Source organism: Luteococcus japonicus (genome assembly GCF_003752415.1).
Lineage (GTDB): Bacteria > Actinomycetota > Actinomycetes > Propionibacteriales > Propionibacteriaceae > Luteococcus > Luteococcus japonicus.
On the sequence record NZ_RKHG01000001.1, the window covers coordinates 13,331 to 32,809 of the forward strand.

The following is a 19,479-nucleotide window of genomic DNA, read 5'->3' on the forward strand; positions in this document are numbered from 1 at the left end:
GGCCGGCCAGGTCATGCGGGAGGGCAGCGCGCGTCTCGCGGAGGCAGGCACGGCCTCGCCGATGGCCGAGGCGCGCACCCTGCTCAGCCATGTCCTGCATCGTGAGCCTCGTGACCTGGTCCTGGCCACCGTCGACGACGACCAGGCCGCCGCCTTCTCCGCGCTGTTGGACTCCCGTGTCGCCGGCATTCCGGTGCAGCACCTGACGGGGGAGGCCTGGTTTCGCACGGTGCGGCTGGAGGTCGGCCCCGGAGTCTTCGTTCCGCGTCCCGAGACCGAGGTGATGGTGGGCTGGGGTCTGCAGCGGATCGCAGCCGTGGAGGCTCCGGTTGTCGCGGAGCTGTGTGCCGGGTCCGGCGCCATCAGCCGGGCCATCGCCGCAGAGCACCCGGGGGCCCGGCAGTTCGCCATCGAGCTGGATCCGGCGGCCCACCGACTACCTGGCCTGCGGCATCGACCCCGAGCGCTCCACCATCTTCACCCACTCGTCGGTCACGGCCCTGAACCAGCTGCTGCTGCCCTTCCTGAGCCTGGTCACGGTGCCCGAACTGCACCGCAACCCGACGGTCAAGGACGAGATGGCCAACAACCCGAACCGTCCGATGAGTGGCCTGATGCTGACCTTCCCGGTGCACCAGGCCGCGGACATCCTGTTCTGCAAGGCGAACCTTGTCCCCGTCGGCAAGGACCAACTGCCCCACATCGAGATCACCCGCGTCATCGCCCGTCGCTTCGACGAGCGCTACGGGCGAGTTGACGCCAAGACCCCCGTCTTTCCGCAGGCCGACGCCCTGATGAGCCCAGCCCCCGCCATCCTGGGCCTCGACGGCACCAAGATGAGCAAGTCCAAGGGCAACACCATTGAGATCGGGATGACCGCCGACGAGACGGCCAAGCTGATCAAGCGCGCCAAGACGGACTCGGAGCGTCACATCAGCTATGACCCGGTCAACCGTCCCGAGGTCAGCAACCTGGTGCTGCTCGCGGCACTGGCCACCGGCGGGGACCCGGTGCAGATCGCCGACGAGCTGGGCGATTCCGGCGGTGGCGGCCTGAAGAAGCTGGTCACCGAGGCCATCAACGAGCACTTTGCGTCCATCCGTGCCCGTCGCGCCGAACTGGCGGCCAATCCGGACCACCTGCGCGAGGTGCTGCGCGCGGGCAATGACAAGGCGAACGCGATCGCGGAGCAGACCCTCGACGAGGTCCGCTCCGCGATGGAGATGAAGTACTGAGCTGCGCTCACTCCTGCGAGCGGTTCTCCTGCCGCGACTGCGGAGCAAGGTAGCGCCACGGCGTGACGTCAGGCTGCAGCGGCATCGGGACGTGGATGACCGTCGGGATGTCCCGGCCGCTGGCCTGCCGATCCAGGCCCGCAGCGTCGAGACCTTCCAGGTCTTCGGCTTCGCGCGCAGCATGGGCGTCGAGCGCACCATCCGCGCCCGGTACGTGGTCGGTGGCGACGGTGCGCACTCCAAGGTGCGCAAAGCCATCGGCGCGCAGCACACCGGTGGCGCCAGCAAGCATGCCTGGGGGTGATGGCCATACTGGCCAATACCGACTTCCCGGACTGGAACACCACGTGGATCATCCAGTCCAACCAGGGCTCCATCCTGCACATCCGCGCGAGGGCGGCTTCCTGGTGCGGGTCTACGTCGACCTGGGTCAGGTGCCCGAGGACGACAACGGGAACATCCGCAAGACGCCTGTCGAGGAGATCATCCGTCGCGGCAATGCGATCTTCGCGCCGTACTCCTTCGATGTGTTGGAGGTCTGCCGGTGGAGCGTCTACGAGATGGGCATCGCGTCACAGATCGCTTCGACGACATCCCCGTCGAGGAGGCCGGGCAGCGGATGCCGCACGTCTTCATCGCCGGCGACGCCTGCCACACCACTCCGCCAAAGCCGGCCAGGGGATGAACGTCTCCATGCAGGACGGCTTCAACCTGGCCTCGAAGCTGGCCCAGGTGCTACGCGGCCTGTCCGACGAGAGCCTGCTGACCACCTACACCTCCGAGCGGCAGGAGATCGCCCAGGACCTGATCGACTTCGACCGGGAGTGGTTTACAAGCCGTCGCGGATCATCGGCACCGACGAGCACCAGGATCTCGCCGCGGGGTGGACGATTGGCAAGCGGCTCAAGTCCTCACCCGTGATGCGGTTGAGCGACGCCAACGAGGTGGAGCTGCCGGACCAGCTCTCAGAGGGGGTTGGGAAGTGCCACGTAGATGGTCTCCAGGAATTCCTCCAGTCCCTCGTGCGAACCCTCGCGGCCCAGGCCTGCCTGCTTGACCCCACCGAAAGGCGCCGCGGCATTGCTCATCACGCCCACATTGGCGCCGATCATGCCCACCTCCAGAAGCTCGGCCATCCGCAGGATGCGGGAGGTGTCGCGGGTGAAGACGTAGCCCGCCAGACCGACCGCCGCCCGGTTGGCCAGCTCCAGGGCCTCCTCCTCTGTGGTGAAGGTGGTGATGGGGGCAACGGGGCCGAAGATCTCCTGCCCCAGGATGTCGGCGTCGTGACTGACGCCGGTGAGCACGGTGGGGGAGAGGAAATTGCCCGGGCCCTCGACGGCCTTGCCGCCGGTCAGCACAGTGGCGCCCTGCTCCACCGCCTTGCCCACCAGGTCGAGGATCTCGTCGCGGGCCTTGCCAGTGATGACAGGGCCAATGTCGGTGCTCTCGGACATGCCGTCGCCCACGCTCAGTGTCGCGAAGCGATCCGCCAGACGACGGGAGAAGTCCTCGGCCACCGACTCGTGCACGATGAAGCGGTTGGCCGCGGTGCAGGCCTCCCCCATGTTGCGCAGCTTGGCGGCCGTCGCGCCCTCGACGGCGGCGTCCAGGTCTGCATCCTCGAAGACCAGGAAGGGGGCATTGCCGCCCAGTTCCATCGAGGTACGCAGCACGCCGTCGGCCGCTTGCTCCAGGAGCTGCTTGCCCACGCCGGTGGACCCAGTGAAGGACAGCTTGCGCAGCCGCTCGTCGGCCAGGATCGCGTCGGTGACGTCGTGCTTCTCACTGGTGATGACGTTGACCACGCCCGCGGGCAGTCCGGCGTCGGCGAGCACCTTGGCGAACAACAGTGAGGTGAGTGGGGTCAGGGAGGCGGGGCGCAGCACCACGGTGCAGCCGGCGGCCAGTGCCGGGCCCACCTTGCGGGTGGCCATGGCCAGCGGGAAGTTCCACGGGGTGATCAGCAGGCAGGGGCCGACGGGGCGCTTGGCCACCAGGTGGCGGGCCGTGCCCTCGGGGGAGATGCCGTAGCGGCCGTGGATCCGCACCGCCTCCTCGCTGAACCAGCGCAGGAATTCGGCGCCATAGGTCACCTCGCCGCGGGCCTCTGCCAGCGGCTTGCCCATCTCCAGGGTCATCAACCGGGCGAAGTCATCGGTGCGCTCGATCACCAGGTCGAAGGCGCGGCGCAGGATCTCGGAACGCTCGCGCGCGGGCGTGGCGGCCCAGGTCCGGGAAGCGTCGCAGGCGGCGTCCATCGCGGCCTTGCCATCCTCGACGTTGGCATCGGCAATCTCGCAGAGCACCTCACCCGTTGCAGGGTTCTCGACGGCCAGGGTGCCCCGACTCCCGGGGCGCCACGAGCCGTTGATGAACAGTCCGGTCTCAAGGTCTTCGGGAAGGCTCGGGTGGGTGGTGGTCGACATCGTTGGGACACCTCCGGGGGATTTGGATCTACGCGTTCGCTTTCACGATAGACCGTTGCATTAGTATACGAAATCGTATGCGATCCATGGCACGAGGCAAGGCCCCATTGCTCGCACGTCCGCAGGGTCGCGGACACGTCATAGGGAGACACCCTGTTGAACGGCGTCGAGAGTCAGACCGGGCATCCGGTCGGCAAGATCATCGCCGTCCACCTCAACTACCGTTTGCGCTGCGACGAGCGAGGCCGGACACCCAGCGAGGCGTGCTACTTCATGAAGCCCACCAGCTCCCTTGCCGCCAGCGCCGAGGTGGAGCGCCCCGAGGGCTTCGAGCTGCTCGACTACTTCATCTACGCCAATGCCGCGGCGCTGATCTTCGGCCCGCATTTCTTCAAGGCCGTGCCAGAGAGCATGCAGCTCATCCTGAGTTTTGCCACCGTGGGCATCTCCTTCCTCTTCCGCCCGTTCGGTGCGGCGGTTGCGGGGCACTACGGGGACCGTCTCGGCCGCAAGGCGATGCTCGTGCTCACCCTGATGCTGATGGGCGGCGCCACAACACTGATCGGCCTGCTGCCCACCGCCAATGCGATCGGCATCTGGGCCCCGATCCTGCTGATCGTGCTGCGCATCGTGCAGGGCTTCAGCGCCGCCGGCGAGTGGGGCGGTGCTGCCCTGATGGCCGTCGAGCACACACCGTCCGAAAAGCGCGGCCGGTTCGGCGCCTTCCCCCAGATCGGTGGTCCCGTCGGCATGCTGATGTCCACCGGCTTCCTGGCGATGCTCTCGGTGCTGCTCACCGAGCAGCAGTTCCAGGCCTGGGGCTGGCGCGTGCCCTTCCTCTTCTCGGTCGTGCTGATCGGCATCGGCATGTGGATCCGAATGGGCGCCACCGAGTCTCCCGTCTTCCAGGAGCTCACCGAGCACCCCCGAAGAGGTGAATATGCCGCTCGGCCAGGTCTTCAAGCACAGCTCCAAGGAGGTGCTGCAGAGCGCCGGTGACTTCATCGGCAACAATGCCGCGGGCTACATGCTGGTGGGTGGCTTCATCATCGCCTACACCACACAGGTGCTGGGCATGCCCAAGCAGGAGGTCCTCAACGTCGTGACCCTGTCGGCCGTCAGCTGGGGTTTCTTCACCTGGATGGGTGGCGTGCTGTCCGACAAGTCACCAAGTACCACAGCACCCGTCCCGTGGCCTACTACCTGATCGGCGTGACACTGCTCGCCCTGCTGGCCATCTTCACCACCAAGGACCGAACCGGCCTGCGCCTGGACAAGGACGCGCCGGACATGCCGCAGCTCTGAGCGTGCGGCGCCGTTATCCTCGTCCACAGCAGATGGTCAAACCTGGAGGTGCCCCGTGGGGGAGTCGAAGTCCGAGCTGGTCTACCGTGACCTGCGCGAACGGATCATGCACGCCGACTTCTCCGCGGGGCATCGCCTCGTGCTGGCCCGGCTGGCCGAGCACTACCAGGTCAGCCCCGTGCCCGTGCGTGAGGCGCTGCGACGTCTGGAGGCCGAAGGCCTGGTCCGCTACACCCTGAACATCGGCGCCGAGGTCGTCGGCGTCAATGCGGCCGACTACACCGAGACCATGCAGGTGCTGGCCCAGCTGGAGGGCCTGGCCACCGCGCTGGCCGCACAGGTGATGGACGAGCAGACCCTGGAGCGCGCCCGGGAGATCAACGAACGGATGCGCGAGCTTCGTTCCAGCGGCTTCGATCCCGTGCAGTTCACCTCACTGAACCACGAATTCCACGTCGTGCTGTGCAGCGTCTGCCCCAACCACCACCTGCTGGACCTGTTGGGACGTGAATGGGAGCGGATGGCGCAGATCCGCAGCTCCACCTTCAGCCATGTCCCGGATCGCTCCCGGACATCGGTGGAGGAGCACGACCAGCTGCTCGAACTGATCGGTGGTCAGGCGCCGCAAGCCATGATCGAGGAGCTGGCACGACGCCACAAGCTGGGCACCCTGCGGCAGTTCCTGGACTCGGAGGGCTCCAGGTCCTGATCTCCGGTGGCATGGGCCCGCCAGCGTGGGCCGAGCCAAGGGTGCGCCCGCTGGTGGCCAACATCGACAACGACAACGCCCTGGTCCAGAAGGAGCAGTTCGGGCCCGCGCTGCCGATCGTGCCCTACACCGATCTGGAGCAGGCCATCGAGTGGGCCAATGACTCCGAGGTGGGCCTGGGATCGTCGGTGTGGAGCAGCGACCCGGAGCGTGCCCTGCAGGTCGCCGACCGCCTGGTGGCCGGCACCACGTGGATCAACAAGCACGGTGCCATCGATCCGCGGGTTCCCTTCGGCGGCGTGAAGCAGTCCGGCTTCGGGCTGGAGTTCGGCGTCGAGGGCCTCAAGGAGATGGGTCTGCCCAAGGTGGTCAGCCACTGACCTTCACACGCTCCCCGACCCTCACACGCTCCCCGGGCCTGTCGAGGGACTCACCCGTCGCCCCGGCCACGTCGTCGCAGGGCTGCTGCGGGTGATTCCGTGTGGGCGGCCTTGAAGGTGAGGGAGAAGTGGGCGGCGTCGGTGAATCCCGAGCGGGCGCCGATCACGGCCACCGGTGTGTACCGCTGCGCGGGGTCGACGAGGTCCTGGTGGCAGCGCTCCAGGCGGCGGGAGCGCACATAGGCGGAGACGGTCATGCCCTGTTCGAGGAAGACATTGTGCAGGCGCCGGGTGGAGATGAAGTTCGCGGTGGCGATCGAGCTGGGGGACAGGCCGGGACTGCCCAGATGCTCGTCGATGTGGTCGCGAATCTGCTGAAGCAGGGCCCAGTGGGGTGAGGCGGCCGTCCTGGTCACGTCGAGCTCATTGGTCAGCAGGGTCTGCAGCAGGTCGACGGTATTGTGCACCAGCCGGGTGCCCGCGGGGCCGGACAGGTCGTCGAGGCCCGCGACGAGCTGGCTGAGGAAGGGCGAGACGATCCGCCCCAGCCCGGCATCGCCTCCCAACCGCACGACGGTCATCTGCTCCAGCAGTCCGTAGGGGATGCCGAAACGGGAGTGCGGCGCACGGTCTGCGCCGTGGCGCGCACCGTGGAGAAGGAACCCCGGCCACGGTGCGTGAGGCGAGCTTGCCGCGGAAGTCGTCCGGGCTGGGGCTGGTGACCTCAAGCGGCACGAAGGAGGCGTCGACGGCAGCGCGGAAGGCGGTCAGGTGCAGCGCCTGTCCGTCCACCATCGCGCCTCCTTCGTGGCTCAGGCCTCGGGCGTGCTCTCCGGCGCGGTCGATCCCTTGCCGCGGTTGCGGCGGCGGCGGCGCGGCTTGTGCTCGCCCTGTTCCTCTGACTTCGGGGCCTCGGCGGGGGCAGAAGCGGTCTGCTCGCTGCCCTCGGCCACCGGCTCACCATTCTTCAGGCGGCGACGGCTGCGCTGCGGACGGTCCTTGCGGGGCTCGCGGGAATGCTCGACGCCTTCGTCCTCGCTGGACTTCTCCCTGCCTCGGCCACGGCCTGCGTCCCGTCCACCGCGGCCACCGCCACGACGGTCGTCGTCGCGCTTGGGGCGGTCCTTGGGCTGGGCACCTGCGAGCTTGCCCTTGGTGCCCTCCGGGATGTCCAGATCCGTGTACAGGTGTGCGGAGGTGGAGTAGGTCTCCACCGGGTCGTCGAAGCTCAGCTCCAGGGCCTTGTTGATCGTCTTCCAGCGCACGATGTCCGCCCAGTCGACCAGGGTGATGGCAATGCCCTTGTGCCCGGCGCGGCCGGTGCGGCCGATCCGGTGCACATAGGTCTTGGCATCCTCCGGGCACTCGTGGTTGATCACGTGGCTGACACCCGTCACGTCGATGCCGCGGGCGGCGACGTCGGTGGCCACCAGCACCTTGACCTCACCGGCGCGGAAGCGCTTGAGGGCCTTCTCCCGCATGGCCTGGTTCAGGTCGCCGTGGATGCTGGCCGCGTTGAAGCCGCGATCCTCGAGCTCGTCGGACAGCCGCTGCGCGGCACGCTTGGTCTTGCAGAAGACCATCACCTTGTCCACGTCACTGGCCTGCAGGACGCGGGCGATGATCTCCGGCTTGTCCAGGTTGTGGGCCTGGTAGACGAACTGGGTGGTGTCCGGCACGGTCGCCTGGGCATCGTGGCCCTCTGCGCGGACATTGATCGGCTGGTGCATGTGGGCACGGGCCAGCCCGATGATGGCGCTCGGCATGGTGGCGGAGAACATCAGCATCTGACGGTCGGTCGGGGCCATGGCGATCAGGCGCTCGACGTCGGGCAGGAAGCCCAGGTCCAGCATCTCGTCGGCCTCGTCCAGCACCAGCATGCGCAGCCAGGACAGGTCCAGGGTGCCGCGCTCGGCGAGGTCCTTCAGACGGCCCGGAGTGCCGACGACCACGTCGACACCCTCGGTGAGGGCATCCACCTGGGCGTCGTAGCCGACGCCGCCGTAGACGGTCAGGACGCGGGCCTTTCGGATGGTGGAGGCCACCTGCAGGTCCTTGGAGACCTGCAGCGCCAGCTCACGGGTGGGGCACATCACCAGGGCCTGCGGCTTGCCCGGGGGCATCTCCAGGTCCTCGTAGCCCTCGTCGCCCTCCAGGATGGTGCGCTGCAGGATGGAGATGCCGAAGGCCAGCGTCTTGCCGGTTCCGGTGCGGGCCTGGCCCATCAGGTCGGTGCCCATCACCGCGATCGGGATGGCCAGCGTCTGGATGGGGAAAGGATGGGTGATTCCCTGGGTCTCCAGCGCCTGCTGGATCTCCGGGACGACGCCCAGATCATCCCAGCTGGTCTGCACATCCGGTTCGGGGGTGGTTACGTTGTCGCCCACCAGGCCATCGACGCGCTCGGCGTCCACGTTCATGTTCTCTGTCACGGTCCAAGACTCTCTCGTCGCCGATCGTCAGACCGGCCAGAACTTCTGCAGGTGGCCACATCCGGCGGTGCCCAGAGGGGTCCGGGCACCAGGCGCGGGGCTCGACCTGCGGTCGCACGGGAACGTGCGACCCCTCAAGGCTACCCTCTTGGCGGTCCCGGCGTCCGGATCCGGCCTTGCCACGGCCCGTCATCGGGGGCAACACACCCGCTTCCACGCCGGGAAGAGGTGCCGCGGCGCACTACGCTTGCTGCCGTGAGCAAGAACACCTCCGGCGCTGGACGCCCCGTGGAACCCACCTCCCAGATCGAGCTGCTGGGGCTGGTGGCGTATGGCTCGCTCGCGGCCTTCGAGCGCACCGCGCAGGCCTCTGCGGCCGCCACCAGCATCGACGACAAGCTGGTGCTGGCGCGCATCGCGGCGCAGCGCTTCACCCACCTGGGGCGGTTGGAGACCGAGCTGGCCCGTCGGGGCAGCACTCTCAAGGCAGCGATGGAAGCCTTCGTCGCACCGATCGACTCCTTCAACCAGCACACCGAGCCACGCACCTGGGGTGAGGTCCTGGTGAAGCTGTGCATCATCGGAGGGCTCGTGCAGGACTTCGCCGACGAGATCTCTGGGCACCTGGACGCGGGCCTGCGTGAGATCCTCACCGGCTCCATCGACGACGGGGAACTGGCCTCCGAGCCGGGCCAGATGCTGGCCAGGGCACTCCAGGAGGATCCAGAGCAGCAGGGTCGGCTGGCGCTCTTCGGCCGCCGGATGCTGGGGGAGGCGCTCAGCCAGGCGCAGCGCGTCGCGGCAGCCCGCGCGGACCTCACGGGCTTGCTCACCGGACTGGGACAGGACGGGGGCGACGACCTGGCCGCAATCAGTCACCTGATGTCACGGTTGGCCGCCGCCCACGCCACTCGGATGGAGTCGCTGGGGCTCGCCTGATTCAGGCCGCGCCGAAGCCCACGGGCCGGCTGTGCTCCTGACCCAGGTCCACGTAGCCAATCTGCTGTGAGGGCACGAGGACACGGCGACCCTTGGCATCGGTCAGTCGCAGGACACCACCCTCGGCCAGAGCGGAGCGCAGGGACTGTTCGACCTCGTCGGCCGAGGCCTCAGTGTCGATGTTGATCTCGCGCGGGACGTTGTTGACACCAATCTTGATTTCCACGGCCCCAACCTACCCGACGCGCAAGAGGGCGACGGTGATGTTGTCCCGGCCGCCCTGCTCATTGGCCCAGGCCACCAGCATGGCGGCGCTCTCGGCCGCGTCGTGCTCGCACTCGTCGACGATGCGGTGCACGAGGCTGGTCATGTCCTCCGGGGCGGAGCGGTAGTTCCACAGCCCGTCGCTGCAGACCAGCAGCCACCCCGGGCCGGGCACGTCCAGCGCCGCGACCCTGGGGGTCACGTCCTGGCTGTCGGGGCCCAGCCAGCGGGTGATGGCGTGGGCCTGGAAGCTGCGCTCGGCGTCCTCCCGGCTCATCCCCAGATCGATCCTGGCCTGCGCCAGGGAGTCGTCGACACTGAGGATGTGGCAGGAGGCGTCGTCGCCGATCCAGTAGGCGCGGCAGTCGCCGACATTGCCGACGCTCACCCGGCCCTCGTTCAGGACTGCGCAAATCAGGGTGCAGGAGCCGGGTGTCGGGCCGGGGCCGGTGCTGGCGAGCACTGCGTCATTGGCGGCGATGAAGGCATCTGTCAGTGTGGCCTGCACCTGCTCGGCGGAGGCATCGGGCATCGTGCGCAGCATGGCGATCAGGGTGGAGCTGGCCACTTCCGCGGCGATGGCCGCCGACTCCTCGGAGCCCAGCGAGGTGGACACGCCATCGCTGATCACCAGAACGGCCAACCGGCCCTGGGTGGTCTCTCGGCCGCCCAGCGCCAGGGCATCCTGATTGGTCTCGTGCCGGCGGCCGACGTCGCTGCAGCCGGCCAGCCAGGGCAGCGGCGCCAAGGTGTAGTGGTCACGCGCCGTCTCGCCGACGGCCACATGGGACAGCCCGGACGCCGTCTCGGACCCCCGATCCTGGTCAGTCATGGAAGGAAGTCCACCATGAGCGGGGGTGATTGTGCCAGTCGGGGGCCCGGGCCTGTCAACCGAGCGTGGGAAGGGGAGCGGCGCATGCCGGATCCAGCAACTCGTGCCAGAGGTCACCGTGCTCTTCGACGCGCTGCAGGACCTGACCCGCGGTGAAGCTGAGCGTGTCGCGCTCGCCGACCGCGGCGACCTCGTCCCAGGACAGTGGCGTGGAGACCGATTCGAAGGGCCTCGCCCGCAACGAGTAGGGCGCGATGGTGTTGCGTGCTGCCTGGTTCTGAAGGTAGTCGACGAAGATGCGCTCGGCGCGTCGTTCCTTGGCCATCACGGCCACGAAGATCTCCGGGTACTGGGAGGCCAGGCGCTGGGCGAAGGCGCGCGCCTGCTCGACGACCAGCTGCCAGGCCGTGGGCTCGATGGGGGCGAAGACCTGCAGCCCCTTGTTGCCGGAGGTCTTCACGAATGGGATCAGGCCGAGCCCGGCGAGTTCGGTGGCCACCAGCATGGCGGCCCGGCACGAGCCGGCCATCGTGATCCCCGGGCCCGGATCCAGGTCCACCACCAGGCGGTCGCTACGGACCAGGTCAGGAGCTTCCAGGCTGATCGGAGCGTCGGCACTGGCACAGGCACCGGTCAGGGTGTCGATCCGCCACTGGGGGGTGTGCAGTTCCAGGGCCGCCAGGTTGGCCAGCCAGACCAGGGTGGCCGGGGAGTCGGCCAGCGGGTAGTCGATGGGGACCGACGAGGCATCGACCCGCTGGCGCACCACCCACTCCGGCGTGGCCCCGGGCAGGTTCTTCTCGTAGAAGGAGTCGCCGTCGGCCCCCTCGGGAAAGCGCCTGCGGGTGATGCAGCGGCCCTCGAGATGGGCAAGCATGACAGGAGCAATCCGCACGTAGTAGTCGATCACCTCGGCCTTGGTGAAGCCCGTGGCGAACAGCGGCTTGTCCAGGTTCGTCAGGCCCAGTGGACGCCCCTCCACTTGGGTGGTGACGCTGTTGGCCTCGGGCATGGACATGGCGCCCATGATGCCAGCAGAAGAGTCGGTGGACGCCAAAGTGCCCCGGGAGTCACCTCCCGGGGCACTGTGGCAGGGTCATCCTTGACCCTCTGGCATGTGTGTCAGATCGCCTGGCATGTGTGTCAGATCGCGCGGACGTGATCCGCTTGCTGGCCCTTCGGGCCCTGGACGACGTCGAACTCGACTGCCTGGCCCTCATCGAGCGAACGGAAGCCCGAGCTCTCGATGGCGCTGTAGTGGACGAAGACGTCCTCGTTGCCGCCATCGACGGCGATGAAGCCAAAACCCTTTTCGGCATTGAACCACTTGACGGTTCCGGTTGCCATGACCAACTCCTATGCATTGCTGCGAGCACCGCACCTCACGGCCTCGTGAAGACCACCCTGTCACAGACGCGGCTCATGCAAAACCCTCCCAAAGTGTGTTGGATGGATTGGCTTCGTGGTGCTCCGCAGGTTTTGTCAGTGCCATCTGGTTGCATGGTCGACGTGGCAGAGCGACGCTTCACCCTCACCCCGGCACTGCGCCCGAAGGAGCGCCCCGTCGAGCTCGACGAGGCCCAGCTTCGCGTGGTCACGCACCGCGGCACGCCCGGCCAGGGGAACGCGTTGCTGGTGGCCGGCGGACCCGGCACCGGCAAGACGACGACCCTGGTTGAGTCGGTCGCGGCTCGCGCCAGCGACCAGGACCTGACACCCCACCTGGTGCTGACCTGGTCCCGACCCGCGGCCCAGGAGCTGCGTGCCCGGTTGGTGCGCCGGGTGGGCCGTAGCCAGGTGGCACCCAAGGTGATGACGGTGCACGGCTTCTGCCATGCCCTGGTGCGACGTTTTGCGGACACCGAGCTCTTCCAGGGAGAGGTGCGGCTGCTGACGGCTCCCGAGCAGGAGTTCCGGGTGCGCGAGCTGCTAGCCGGTCACGACACGACGGGCTGGCCGCAGGACCTGCTGGCCGCCAGCGGCACCAGGACCTTCGCCACCGAGGTGCGGGCCGTGCTGGCGCGCACTCGTCAACTGGGGATGGACCCGGCCGATGTGGTCGCGGCCGGGCGGGCGGCCCGGCGCCCCGAATGGGTGGCCGTCGGCGGATTCTTCGACGACTACTTGGACGTCCTGGACGCCGAGGGGGTGCTGGACTACCCGGAACTCGTCCATCGCAGCCGCCTGCTGCTGCTGGAACCAGAGGTGCGACGAGCACTGGCCTCCGAGCTGGTCAGCGTCCACGTCGACGAGTACGCCGAGTGCGACCCGGCCCAGATCGGGCTGTTGGCGGACCTGGCCGGGCTCGGCCTGGACGTGCTGGCCTTCGCAGACCCCAGCACCACGGTCTTCGCCTTCCGTGGCGCGGACCTGCGTGGCGTCGTGGACTTCGGACGGGCCTTTGCCCGCGAGGGTGTGGAGACTGCCCGGATCAACCTGGAGACGGACCACCGCCATGCCGTCGAGGTGGCCAGGGCCTGTGCCCTGGTGGCGGCACGTTTGCCCACCAACGGCGCCGCACCCACCGCGTCCGCCCATGGGTCCGCTCCCAAGGGAAGGGTGCGTGCCCGGGTGCACGAGACCTTCGGCTCGATGGTGGAGCATGTCGCCGAGCTGCTGCGCCAGGCCCACCTGGAGGACGGGCTGGACTGGCACGACATGGCGGTGATGACCCGCTCGGGACGGGGCGACCTGCCCGCCCTCGCGCGCGGTCTGCAGGCCGCCGGCGTGCCCATCGAGGTGGCCGGTGACGAGATCGCCCTGGCGGAGGAGCTCGCCGTGCGCCCCCTGCTCCTGGGCCTGGAGGCCGCGGTCGACCTGGCTCGCGGGCAGGATCCGGAACCGGACGCCATTGCTCGCCTGCTGCGGTCCCCGCTCGGGGGAATGGACAGCCTGGCGCTGCGCCGGTTGGCCAGGATCCTGCGGTCCCACGAGCTTGACCTGGACACCGGCGATGACCAGGCGGCGCGGCTGTTGGCGGCGCTCCCGTCGAGCCAGTTGGTCTCGGAGCTGGTCTGCGACCCGGAGCGGGCCGAGGTCTTCGCCGATGACGAGGGCAACCTGCCACCTGAGGTGCGTCGGGCTGCGCAGCTGGGCCGGCTGATGGCCCAGGTGGCGGGCGTGGTCGCGCGCGGCGGTAGCGCCCACGTCGCACTCTGGCAGCTGTGGAGTGGCACCCGCTGGCCCGAGGCGCTCAGGGACCAGGCCCTGGCGGGCGACGACGCCTCCGCGCGGGCACACCGGGACATGGACGCCGTCTGCGCGCTCTTCGACCTGGCGGCCCGCGACTCGCAACTCGTCGGGGACAAGGGCGTCCGTGCCCTGGTGGCCGAGGTCGCCGGACAGGCGATCCCTGCCGACACCTCCCGCGAGTCGGACCTGACCGATCGCGGCGTCCGGCTGGTGACAGCACACCGTGCCAAGGGGCAGCAGTGGCCGCTGGTGGTCGTGGTGGGCGTCCAGGAAGGCACCTGGCCCAACTTGACGCGCCGTGGCACCCTCCTGGAGCCCGACCGCCTCACCCCCGACGGAGTCCTGCCGCCCAGCCCCACCAGTGGGGTGCTCGCCGAGGAGCGGCGCCTGTTCCACCTGGCCTGCAGCCGCGCCAGCCAGACTCTGGTGGTCTGCGCCGTCGAAGGTGTCGAGGGGGAGGGCGACCAGCCCTCGCGTTTCCTGTCGGAACTGGGGGTCAGCGTGGAGCAGGTCCCCGGGCGCAGCCGACGACCCATGACCCTGCCCGCCGTGGTTGCCGAGCTGCGCCGGGTGAGCACCGATCCCGCGGTCGCACCGGGCCTCCGGGAGGCGGCCGCCGTCCGGCTCGCCCTGCTGGCGGACCAGACCGACCGCGACGGCCGGCCGCTGGTACCCAGTGCCAGCCCGGGCAGCTGGTGGGGGATCAACGACTATTCGCAGGCCGAGGCCGCCGTGATGGACCCGCAGGCGCCCATCACGCTGTCCGGCTCCCAGGTGGAGGCCCTGCTGGACTGCCCCCGCCAGTGGTTCCTGGCCCGTCAGGCGCGGGCCGAGGCTCAGCGGGGCAGCGCCGCATCCCTGGGCTCCGTGGTGCACGTGCTGGCCCAGCACGCGTTGAGCGACGGGCTCGATCCGGACGAGATGGCCGCCCACCTCGACGACGTCTGGGAACAGATCCGCTTCGACGCCCAGTGGCTGTCCGCCTCCGAACGGGTGGAGGCAGAGTCGGCCCTGGAACGGTTCACTGCCTGGGCTGAGCAGATGGACTCCCGTGAAGTTCTCGGCGTCGAGGTGGATTTCGAGACGACCGTCGAGGTGGACGGTGAGCGCGTGAAACTGCGGGGCAGCGTCGATCGGCTGGAACGGGACTCGCAGGGACGCCTTCGGATCGTCGACTTCAAGACGGGCAGGCACGTGCCGACCCAGGCGCGGGTCGACGAGATGGACCAGCTGGGCATCTACCAGCTCGCCGCCAGACAGGGTGCCTTCGGCCACCTGGCACCGGGGGAACACCGGGTGGGCGGGGCAGAGCTGGTCTACCTGCGCAAGCAGGACGGCCAGCTGCCGTGGCCGAAGGTCCTCACCCAGGCATCCCTGGACGACGCGCCCCACGGCCGTGCCGTCGACGCGGACAGTGCCGCCGAGCAGCCGCATGACACGTGGGTCCACGAGCACTTGTCCCGTGCTGTACACACGATCCGCGACGAACGTTTCCCCGCCAGCCGGTGCGAGCGGTGCACCTTTTGCCCCTTCGCCCTCAGCTGCCCCGCCATGCGCACCGAACAGGAGGTCGGCCGATGAGCCTGACCAGCATCACCGCCGCCGGGCGTCGCCGGAGGCTGACCAGCACAGACGAGCTGTGCGAGGCCCTCGGGATCACCTTCTCCGAGGAGCAGCTGGCGGCCATCACCGCGCCGCTGACGCCGGCCGTCATCATCGCCGGCGCCGGCTCCGGCAAGACGACGGTGATGGCGGCCCGCGTGGTCTGGCTGGTGGGCACCGGACAGGTGGCGCCCCAGCAGGTACTGGGGCTGACCTTCACCCGCAAGGCAGCGGCGGAGCTGGGGCTGCGCGTGCGAGCCGCCCTGGTCAAGGCCGGCGTCCTCGATCCCGACGGGGAGGATGCCGACGGGGAGGAGGTCATCATGACCTACGACTCGTTCGCCGCGCGCCTGGTCAACGAGCACGGCCTGCGGATCGGCGTCGAGACGGACCCGATGATGCTCACGGGGGCCTCCCGCTACCGGTTGGCCTCGCGGGTGGTGGGCAATGCGCCCGGCCCCTTCGAACACATTTCCCGCCTGCGCCCGGCCAGCGTCACCGAGCGGGTGCTGCGGCTGGACGCGGACATGTCCTCCCATCTGGTGGAGCGGGAACGCGTCACGGAGCATGCCCGGGAATTCCTGTCGCACCTGGAGCAGGCCCCGCTGAACAATCGCGGCAATGTCTACGAGGCGGTCAAGAAGGCTGCGGCCAATGCGCATGAGCGAGTGGAACTGCTGGACCTGGTGGACGGCTACCAGCAGTTGAAGAGGGAGCTCGGGCTGGTGGAGTTCGCGGACCAGATGGCCGTCGCCGCGCGGCTGGTTCGCCGCGTGCCCGGAGTGTCCTTTGCCCTCCGGGCACGCTTCCGCGTCGTCCTCCTCGACGAGTACCAGGACACCTCCTCAGCCCAGGCGCAGCTGCTGCATGGACTGTTCGCCGGGGAGGAGGTGGCCGTGGGCAGGGGACATGCCGTCACGGCGGTCGGTGATCCCTTCCAGGCCATCTACGGGTGGCGCGGTGCTGCGGCCAGCAACATCCTGCAGTTCGCTGAGGAGTTCCGGCAGGCCGACGGCAGTCCGGCCGACTCCTACAACCTGAGCGTGAACCGGCGCAGTGGCCAACGGATCCTCGACGTCGCCAATGTGGTGGCCGCGCCGCTGCGGGAGGACCCGCTGCTGGTGCGCGACGGTCACGAGGCCATCCAGCTGGTGGCGCCACCCGAGAAGTCGGGCGGCACGGTGCGGGCCGCCACCTTCGAGACCTGGCCGCAGGAAGTGGCCTGGATCGCGGACCAGGTGGTGGCCGACGGGCACACCGGCGCACGGCGCGGTGCCGAGCCCGACTGGGCCCGGATCGCGGTGCTTGTGCGGCGCAATGCCGACATCGCGCCGCTCTTCTCCGCCCTGGTGCAGCGCGACGTTCCGGTCGAGATCGTCGGACTGGGAGGCTTGCTGAAGCTGCCGGAGGTGGCCGACGTGGTGGCCACCCTCACCCTGGTCAATGACGTCACCGCCAACCCCGAGGTGGTGCGCCTGCTGACGGGCCCGCGCTGGCGGATCGGGGAACGAGACCTGGCCCTGCTCGGTGCGCGGGCCGGCGAGCTGGCGCGTGAATCGCGCCCCGCCCGGCCCGATGACCCGGACCTGCACAGTGACCTGGCCGAGGCGATCGCCGAGGTCGACCCCGCCGAGGCGGTCTGTCTCCTGGACGCCGTCGACAATCCCGGGCAGACGCCGCTGAGCGAGCAGGCCCGCGAACGGCTGGCGGGCTTCAGCCAGGAGCTCGCCGGCTTGCGTCGGCACGCGGACGAGCCCGTCACCGAGCTGGTGCGACGGGTTGTCAACACCCTGGGACTGGACGTGGAACTGTCCGCCACCGAGGAGCTGGCCCGCAGCAACCGGCGCAGCCAGCTGGCCACCTTCGCGGATGCCGTCGCGGAGTACACCGATGTGGACGGTGATGCCTCCCTGTCCGGCCTGCTGGCCTGGTTGGATGCCGAGCTGGAACACGGGGCGGGCCTCGAACAGGCCACTCCGAGCGAGCGCAATTCGGTCAAGTTGCTCACCGTGCACCGCTCCAAGGGGCTCGAGTGGGATGTGGTATACCTGCCATCCCTGGTGGACGGTGTCTTCCCCTCGGACCGGGTGACGGACAACTGGACGAAGAATGCGGCCGTGCTGCCCGCCGAGCTGCGCGGCGACGCCGACGCCATTCCCCAGCTCGGCGACGTCACCAATGCCGCCTTCACCCAGTACGGCAAGGACCTCAAGGAGGCACAGGTCCGCTCGGAGGACCGGCTCGCCTATGTGGCCGTCACCCGGGCCCGGGACCAGCTGACCGCCAGTGCCCACAGCTGGCGCCCCGGCGCCGCCCGGCCCCGCAAGCCCGCGAGCTACCTGGCTGCGGTGATGGCTGAGGCCGAGCGACAGGGCCAGGTGCTGGCCGTGGCCCCGCCCGTCGCCGACGAGAACCCCGCCACCTCGCCCAATGCCCGGGTCGAGTGGCCCGCCCCGCCGGACCCCGAGGCGCGGGAACGACGCCTGCTCGCCGCGGAACTGGTGGAGCAGGCGCGGCAACGCAATCTCACCACGGGCTCCTATGAGGCCGGGGACCACCAGTTGACGCTCGACCACGAGGCGCTCGTGGCCCGCTGGGACGCGGAGATCGAGCAACTGCTCACGGAGGCACACACGATGGGGGCCGAGGAGGTGCGGGTACCGATGCCCTCCGCGATGTCAGCCTCCGCGCTGATGGCGGCTCGCCGTGACCCGCAGGCCTTCGCCGCGTCATTGGTGCGTCCTGTCCCACGGCCTGCCTCGCCGGCCGCAAGCCTCGGCACCCGATTCCACGAGTGGGTGGAGAAGCGCTTCGGAGTGGTCAGCCTGGTGGACCCCGACGACTGGCCGAGCACCGAACTCACCGAGTCGGACCTGGCCCTGCATCGCCTCGTGCGGGCCTTCGAACAGGGACCCTATGCGGACAGGCAGCCGCTGGCCGTCGAGGTGCCCTTCGTGCTGGTGCTGGGCGACAGCCTGCTCCGCGGCCGGATCGATGCTGTCTACGAGGGTCCTCCCGGAGGCGACTTCGACTATCAGCTGGTGGACTGGAAGACGGCTCGCCAGCCGAGTGACCCCACCCAGCTGGCCATCTACCGGATCGCCTGGGCACAGGCCAAGGGCATCGAGCCCGAGCGCGTCGATGCCGTCTTCCATCATGTGCTGAGCGGCGAGGTGGAACGGCCGCAGCCCCTGGCCACGAAGGAGGAGCTGCTGCAGATGGCGCGCGGGGGATCCCTGCCCGGCGCCGTCGAGCGGGGCGAGTAACGTCGAGGACGTGACCGGAGCCTGGAACCTGACCCCACTGCTGGACCGCCTCGGGGCCGTGCGTGGGCATCCCGACGAACTCGAAGCCCTCTGGGCCTCGCCGACGGCACGCCTGCTGGTGGTCGACGAGCGAGGTGCGGTGTCGGGCGATCCACTGGGCGAGCCCGTCGGCGAACTCGGACAGGCCTACGACCCCGTGCGTGATGTGCTGCTGGGCCGCGTGGGGGATGCGCAGGAGGCCGTCATCTGGTTTGCCCGCCGCGGGAGCGTCGACGGGGGCCGGACCCTGCGTGAGTCGGCCTTCGACGGGGCCGACCTGGAGGTCGTCACCGCGGCGACGGCGGTGCTGGCCTGGCATGACGCGGCCCGGCACTGCGAGCGATGCGGTGCACCCAGCGTGATGGCCCACGGAGGCTTCCAGCGGCACTGCACCGGCTGTGACCGGGAGATCTTCCCGCGTACGGACCCGGCGATGATCGTCGCCGTCCTCGATGAGCAGGACCGCTTGCTGCTCGCCCACCAGGCCAGCTGGCCCGAGGGACGCGTCTCCATCCTGGCCGGCTTCCTGGAGGCGGGGGAAAGCGGCGAACACGCCGTGGTCCGCGAGGTGGCGGAGGAGTCCGGGCTCCAGGTCACCGAGGCACGTTTCCTGTCCAGCCAGCCGTGGCCCTACCCTCGCTCGCTGATGCTGGGCTTCGTCGCCCGCGCCGGGGGCAGGGTGCAGGTGGACGGGGCTGAGATTGCCTGGGCCACCTGGTACACCCGCGACGAGCTCAGCAAGGCCATCGCGGATGGCCTGACCCTTCCGGGCCAGGGCTCCATCGCCGGGCGGATCATCCGCGCCTGGCGTGAGGGCTGGTTGCCCGCTCCCGAGGATGCCCTGCGGATCTGACC

The 19,479-nt window shown here is 69.3% G+C and carries 15 protein-coding genes and 5 pseudogenes; 13 read left to right on the plus strand and 7 right to left on the minus strand.

Annotation, left to right across the window (positions count from 1 at the left end):
- Positions 1–13: 13 nt before the first annotated feature.
- The 5 genes and pseudogenes from EDD41_RS18020 to EDD41_RS17930 form a co-directional block, all read left to right on the plus strand.
- Positions 14–199: pseudogene (locus EDD41_RS18020) on the plus strand (peptide chain release factor N(5)-glutamine methyltransferase); the annotation flags it as partial.
- 232 nt (positions 200–431) lie between these two features.
- A pseudogene (locus EDD41_RS00060) lies at positions 432–1,235 on the plus strand (tryptophan--tRNA ligase); the annotation flags it as partial.
- 91 nt (positions 1,236–1,326) lie between these two features.
- Entirely contained in the window at positions 1,327–1,539 is a 213-nt protein-coding gene (locus tag EDD41_RS17920) for an FAD-dependent monooxygenase (protein ID WP_342769244.1), read from the plus strand.
- Positions 1,539–1,991, plus strand: a pseudogene (locus tag EDD41_RS17925) (FAD-dependent monooxygenase); the annotation flags it as partial. The gene EDD41_RS17920 and the pseudogene EDD41_RS17925, both read left to right, overlap by 1 nt.
- A 68-nt stretch (positions 1,992–2,059) precedes the next feature.
- Positions 2,060–2,140 (plus strand): annotated as a pseudogene (locus tag EDD41_RS17930) (hypothetical protein); the annotation flags it as partial.
- Positions 2,141–2,200: 60 nt separating this feature from the next.
- Here the strand turns inward: EDD41_RS17930 and EDD41_RS17010 are convergent.
- A complete protein-coding gene (locus EDD41_RS17010) occupies positions 2,201–3,664 on the minus strand; it encodes an NAD-dependent succinate-semialdehyde dehydrogenase (RefSeq protein WP_211336530.1) in 1,464 nt (487 codons plus the stop codon).
- A 156-nt stretch (positions 3,665–3,820) separates the two neighbouring features.
- Between EDD41_RS17010 and EDD41_RS00070 the strand changes: the two genes are divergently transcribed.
- The 4 genes from EDD41_RS00070 to EDD41_RS00080 all read left to right on the plus strand — a co-directional run bounded on the left by EDD41_RS00070 (position 3,821) and on the right by EDD41_RS00080 (position 6,058).
- On the plus strand, positions 3,821–4,663 hold the full coding sequence (locus EDD41_RS00070; protein WP_211336531.1) for an MFS transporter: 843 nt from the start codon (positions 3,821–3,823) through the stop codon (positions 4,661–4,663).
- Complete coding sequence (locus EDD41_RS17015; RefSeq protein ID WP_211336532.1) at positions 4,644–4,871, plus strand: hypothetical protein; 228 nt, start codon at positions 4,644–4,646, stop codon at positions 4,869–4,871. The genes EDD41_RS00070 and EDD41_RS17015 overlap by 20 nt, the downstream gene beginning before the upstream one ends.
- Positions 4,872–5,024: 153 nt before the next feature.
- Entirely contained in the window at positions 5,025–5,678 is a 654-nt protein-coding gene (locus EDD41_RS00075) for a GntR family transcriptional regulator (RefSeq protein ID WP_123574573.1), read from the plus strand.
- A gap of 53 nt (positions 5,679–5,731) precedes the next feature.
- Positions 5,732–6,058 carry an aldehyde dehydrogenase family protein gene (locus EDD41_RS00080; protein ID WP_245995468.1) on the plus strand — a complete coding sequence of 109 codons (327 nt, stop codon included), beginning with the start codon at positions 5,732–5,734 and terminating at the stop codon, positions 6,056–6,058.
- Between the two features lie 50 nt (positions 6,059–6,108).
- Here the strand turns inward: EDD41_RS00080 and EDD41_RS00085 are convergent, their stop codons facing one another.
- On the minus strand, positions 6,109–6,639 hold the full coding sequence (locus EDD41_RS00085) for a helix-turn-helix domain-containing protein (protein ID WP_123574575.1): 531 nt from the start codon (positions 6,637–6,639) through the stop codon (positions 6,109–6,111).
- 143 nt (positions 6,640–6,782) lie between these two features.
- Positions 6,783–8,433, minus strand: a pseudogene (locus tag EDD41_RS00090) (DEAD/DEAH box helicase); the annotation flags it as partial.
- Between the two features lie 312 nt (positions 8,434–8,745).
- Here EDD41_RS00090 and EDD41_RS16670 point away from each other — a divergent pair.
- A complete protein-coding gene (locus EDD41_RS16670) occupies positions 8,746–9,429 on the plus strand; it encodes a ferritin-like fold-containing protein (protein ID WP_170165163.1) in 684 nt (227 codons plus the stop codon).
- A gap of 1 nt (position 9,430) precedes the next feature.
- Here the strand turns inward: EDD41_RS16670 and EDD41_RS00100 are convergent, their stop codons facing one another.
- The 4 genes from EDD41_RS00100 to EDD41_RS00115 all read right to left on the minus strand — a co-directional run bounded on the left by EDD41_RS00100 (position 9,431) and on the right by EDD41_RS00115 (position 11,872).
- Positions 9,431–9,655: a DUF3107 domain-containing protein gene (locus tag EDD41_RS00100; protein WP_094764965.1), complete on the minus strand. Its 225-nt coding sequence runs from the start codon at positions 9,653–9,655 to the stop codon at positions 9,431–9,433.
- A 9-nt stretch (positions 9,656–9,664) separates the two neighbouring features.
- On the minus strand, positions 9,665–10,525 hold the full coding sequence (locus tag EDD41_RS00105) for a PP2C family protein-serine/threonine phosphatase (protein WP_123574576.1): 861 nt from the start codon (positions 10,523–10,525) through the stop codon (positions 9,665–9,667).
- Between the two features lie 55 nt (positions 10,526–10,580).
- The gene (gene ligD, locus EDD41_RS00110; RefSeq protein WP_211336533.1) at positions 10,581–11,543 is read right to left on the minus strand and encodes a non-homologous end-joining DNA ligase; all 963 of its coding nucleotides are present in this window, start codon (positions 11,541–11,543) and stop codon (positions 10,581–10,583) included.
- Between the two features lie 125 nt (positions 11,544–11,668).
- The gene (locus EDD41_RS00115) at positions 11,669–11,872 is read right to left on the minus strand and encodes a cold-shock protein (protein WP_094764967.1); all 204 of its coding nucleotides are present in this window, start codon (positions 11,870–11,872) and stop codon (positions 11,669–11,671) included.
- A 162-nt stretch (positions 11,873–12,034) separates the two neighbouring features.
- Between EDD41_RS00115 and EDD41_RS00120 the strand changes: the two genes are divergently transcribed.
- The 3 genes from EDD41_RS00120 to nudC are packed head-to-tail and all read left to right on the plus strand — an operon-like array spanning position 12,035 to position 19,477.
- Entirely contained in the window at positions 12,035–15,298 is a 3,264-nt protein-coding gene (locus tag EDD41_RS00120) for an ATP-dependent helicase (RefSeq protein ID WP_170165164.1), read from the plus strand.
- Complete coding sequence (locus EDD41_RS00125; RefSeq protein WP_123574578.1) at positions 15,295–18,585, plus strand: ATP-dependent helicase; 3,291 nt, start codon at positions 15,295–15,297, stop codon at positions 18,583–18,585. Before EDD41_RS00120 ends, EDD41_RS00125 begins: the two co-directional genes overlap by 4 nt.
- Before the next feature lie 10 nt (positions 18,586–18,595).
- Positions 18,596–19,477 (plus strand): NAD(+) diphosphatase, encoded by an 882-nt coding sequence (gene nudC, locus EDD41_RS00130; RefSeq protein ID WP_123574579.1) that lies wholly within the window; start codon positions 18,596–18,598, stop codon positions 19,475–19,477.
- Positions 19,478–19,479 lie beyond the last annotated feature (2 nt).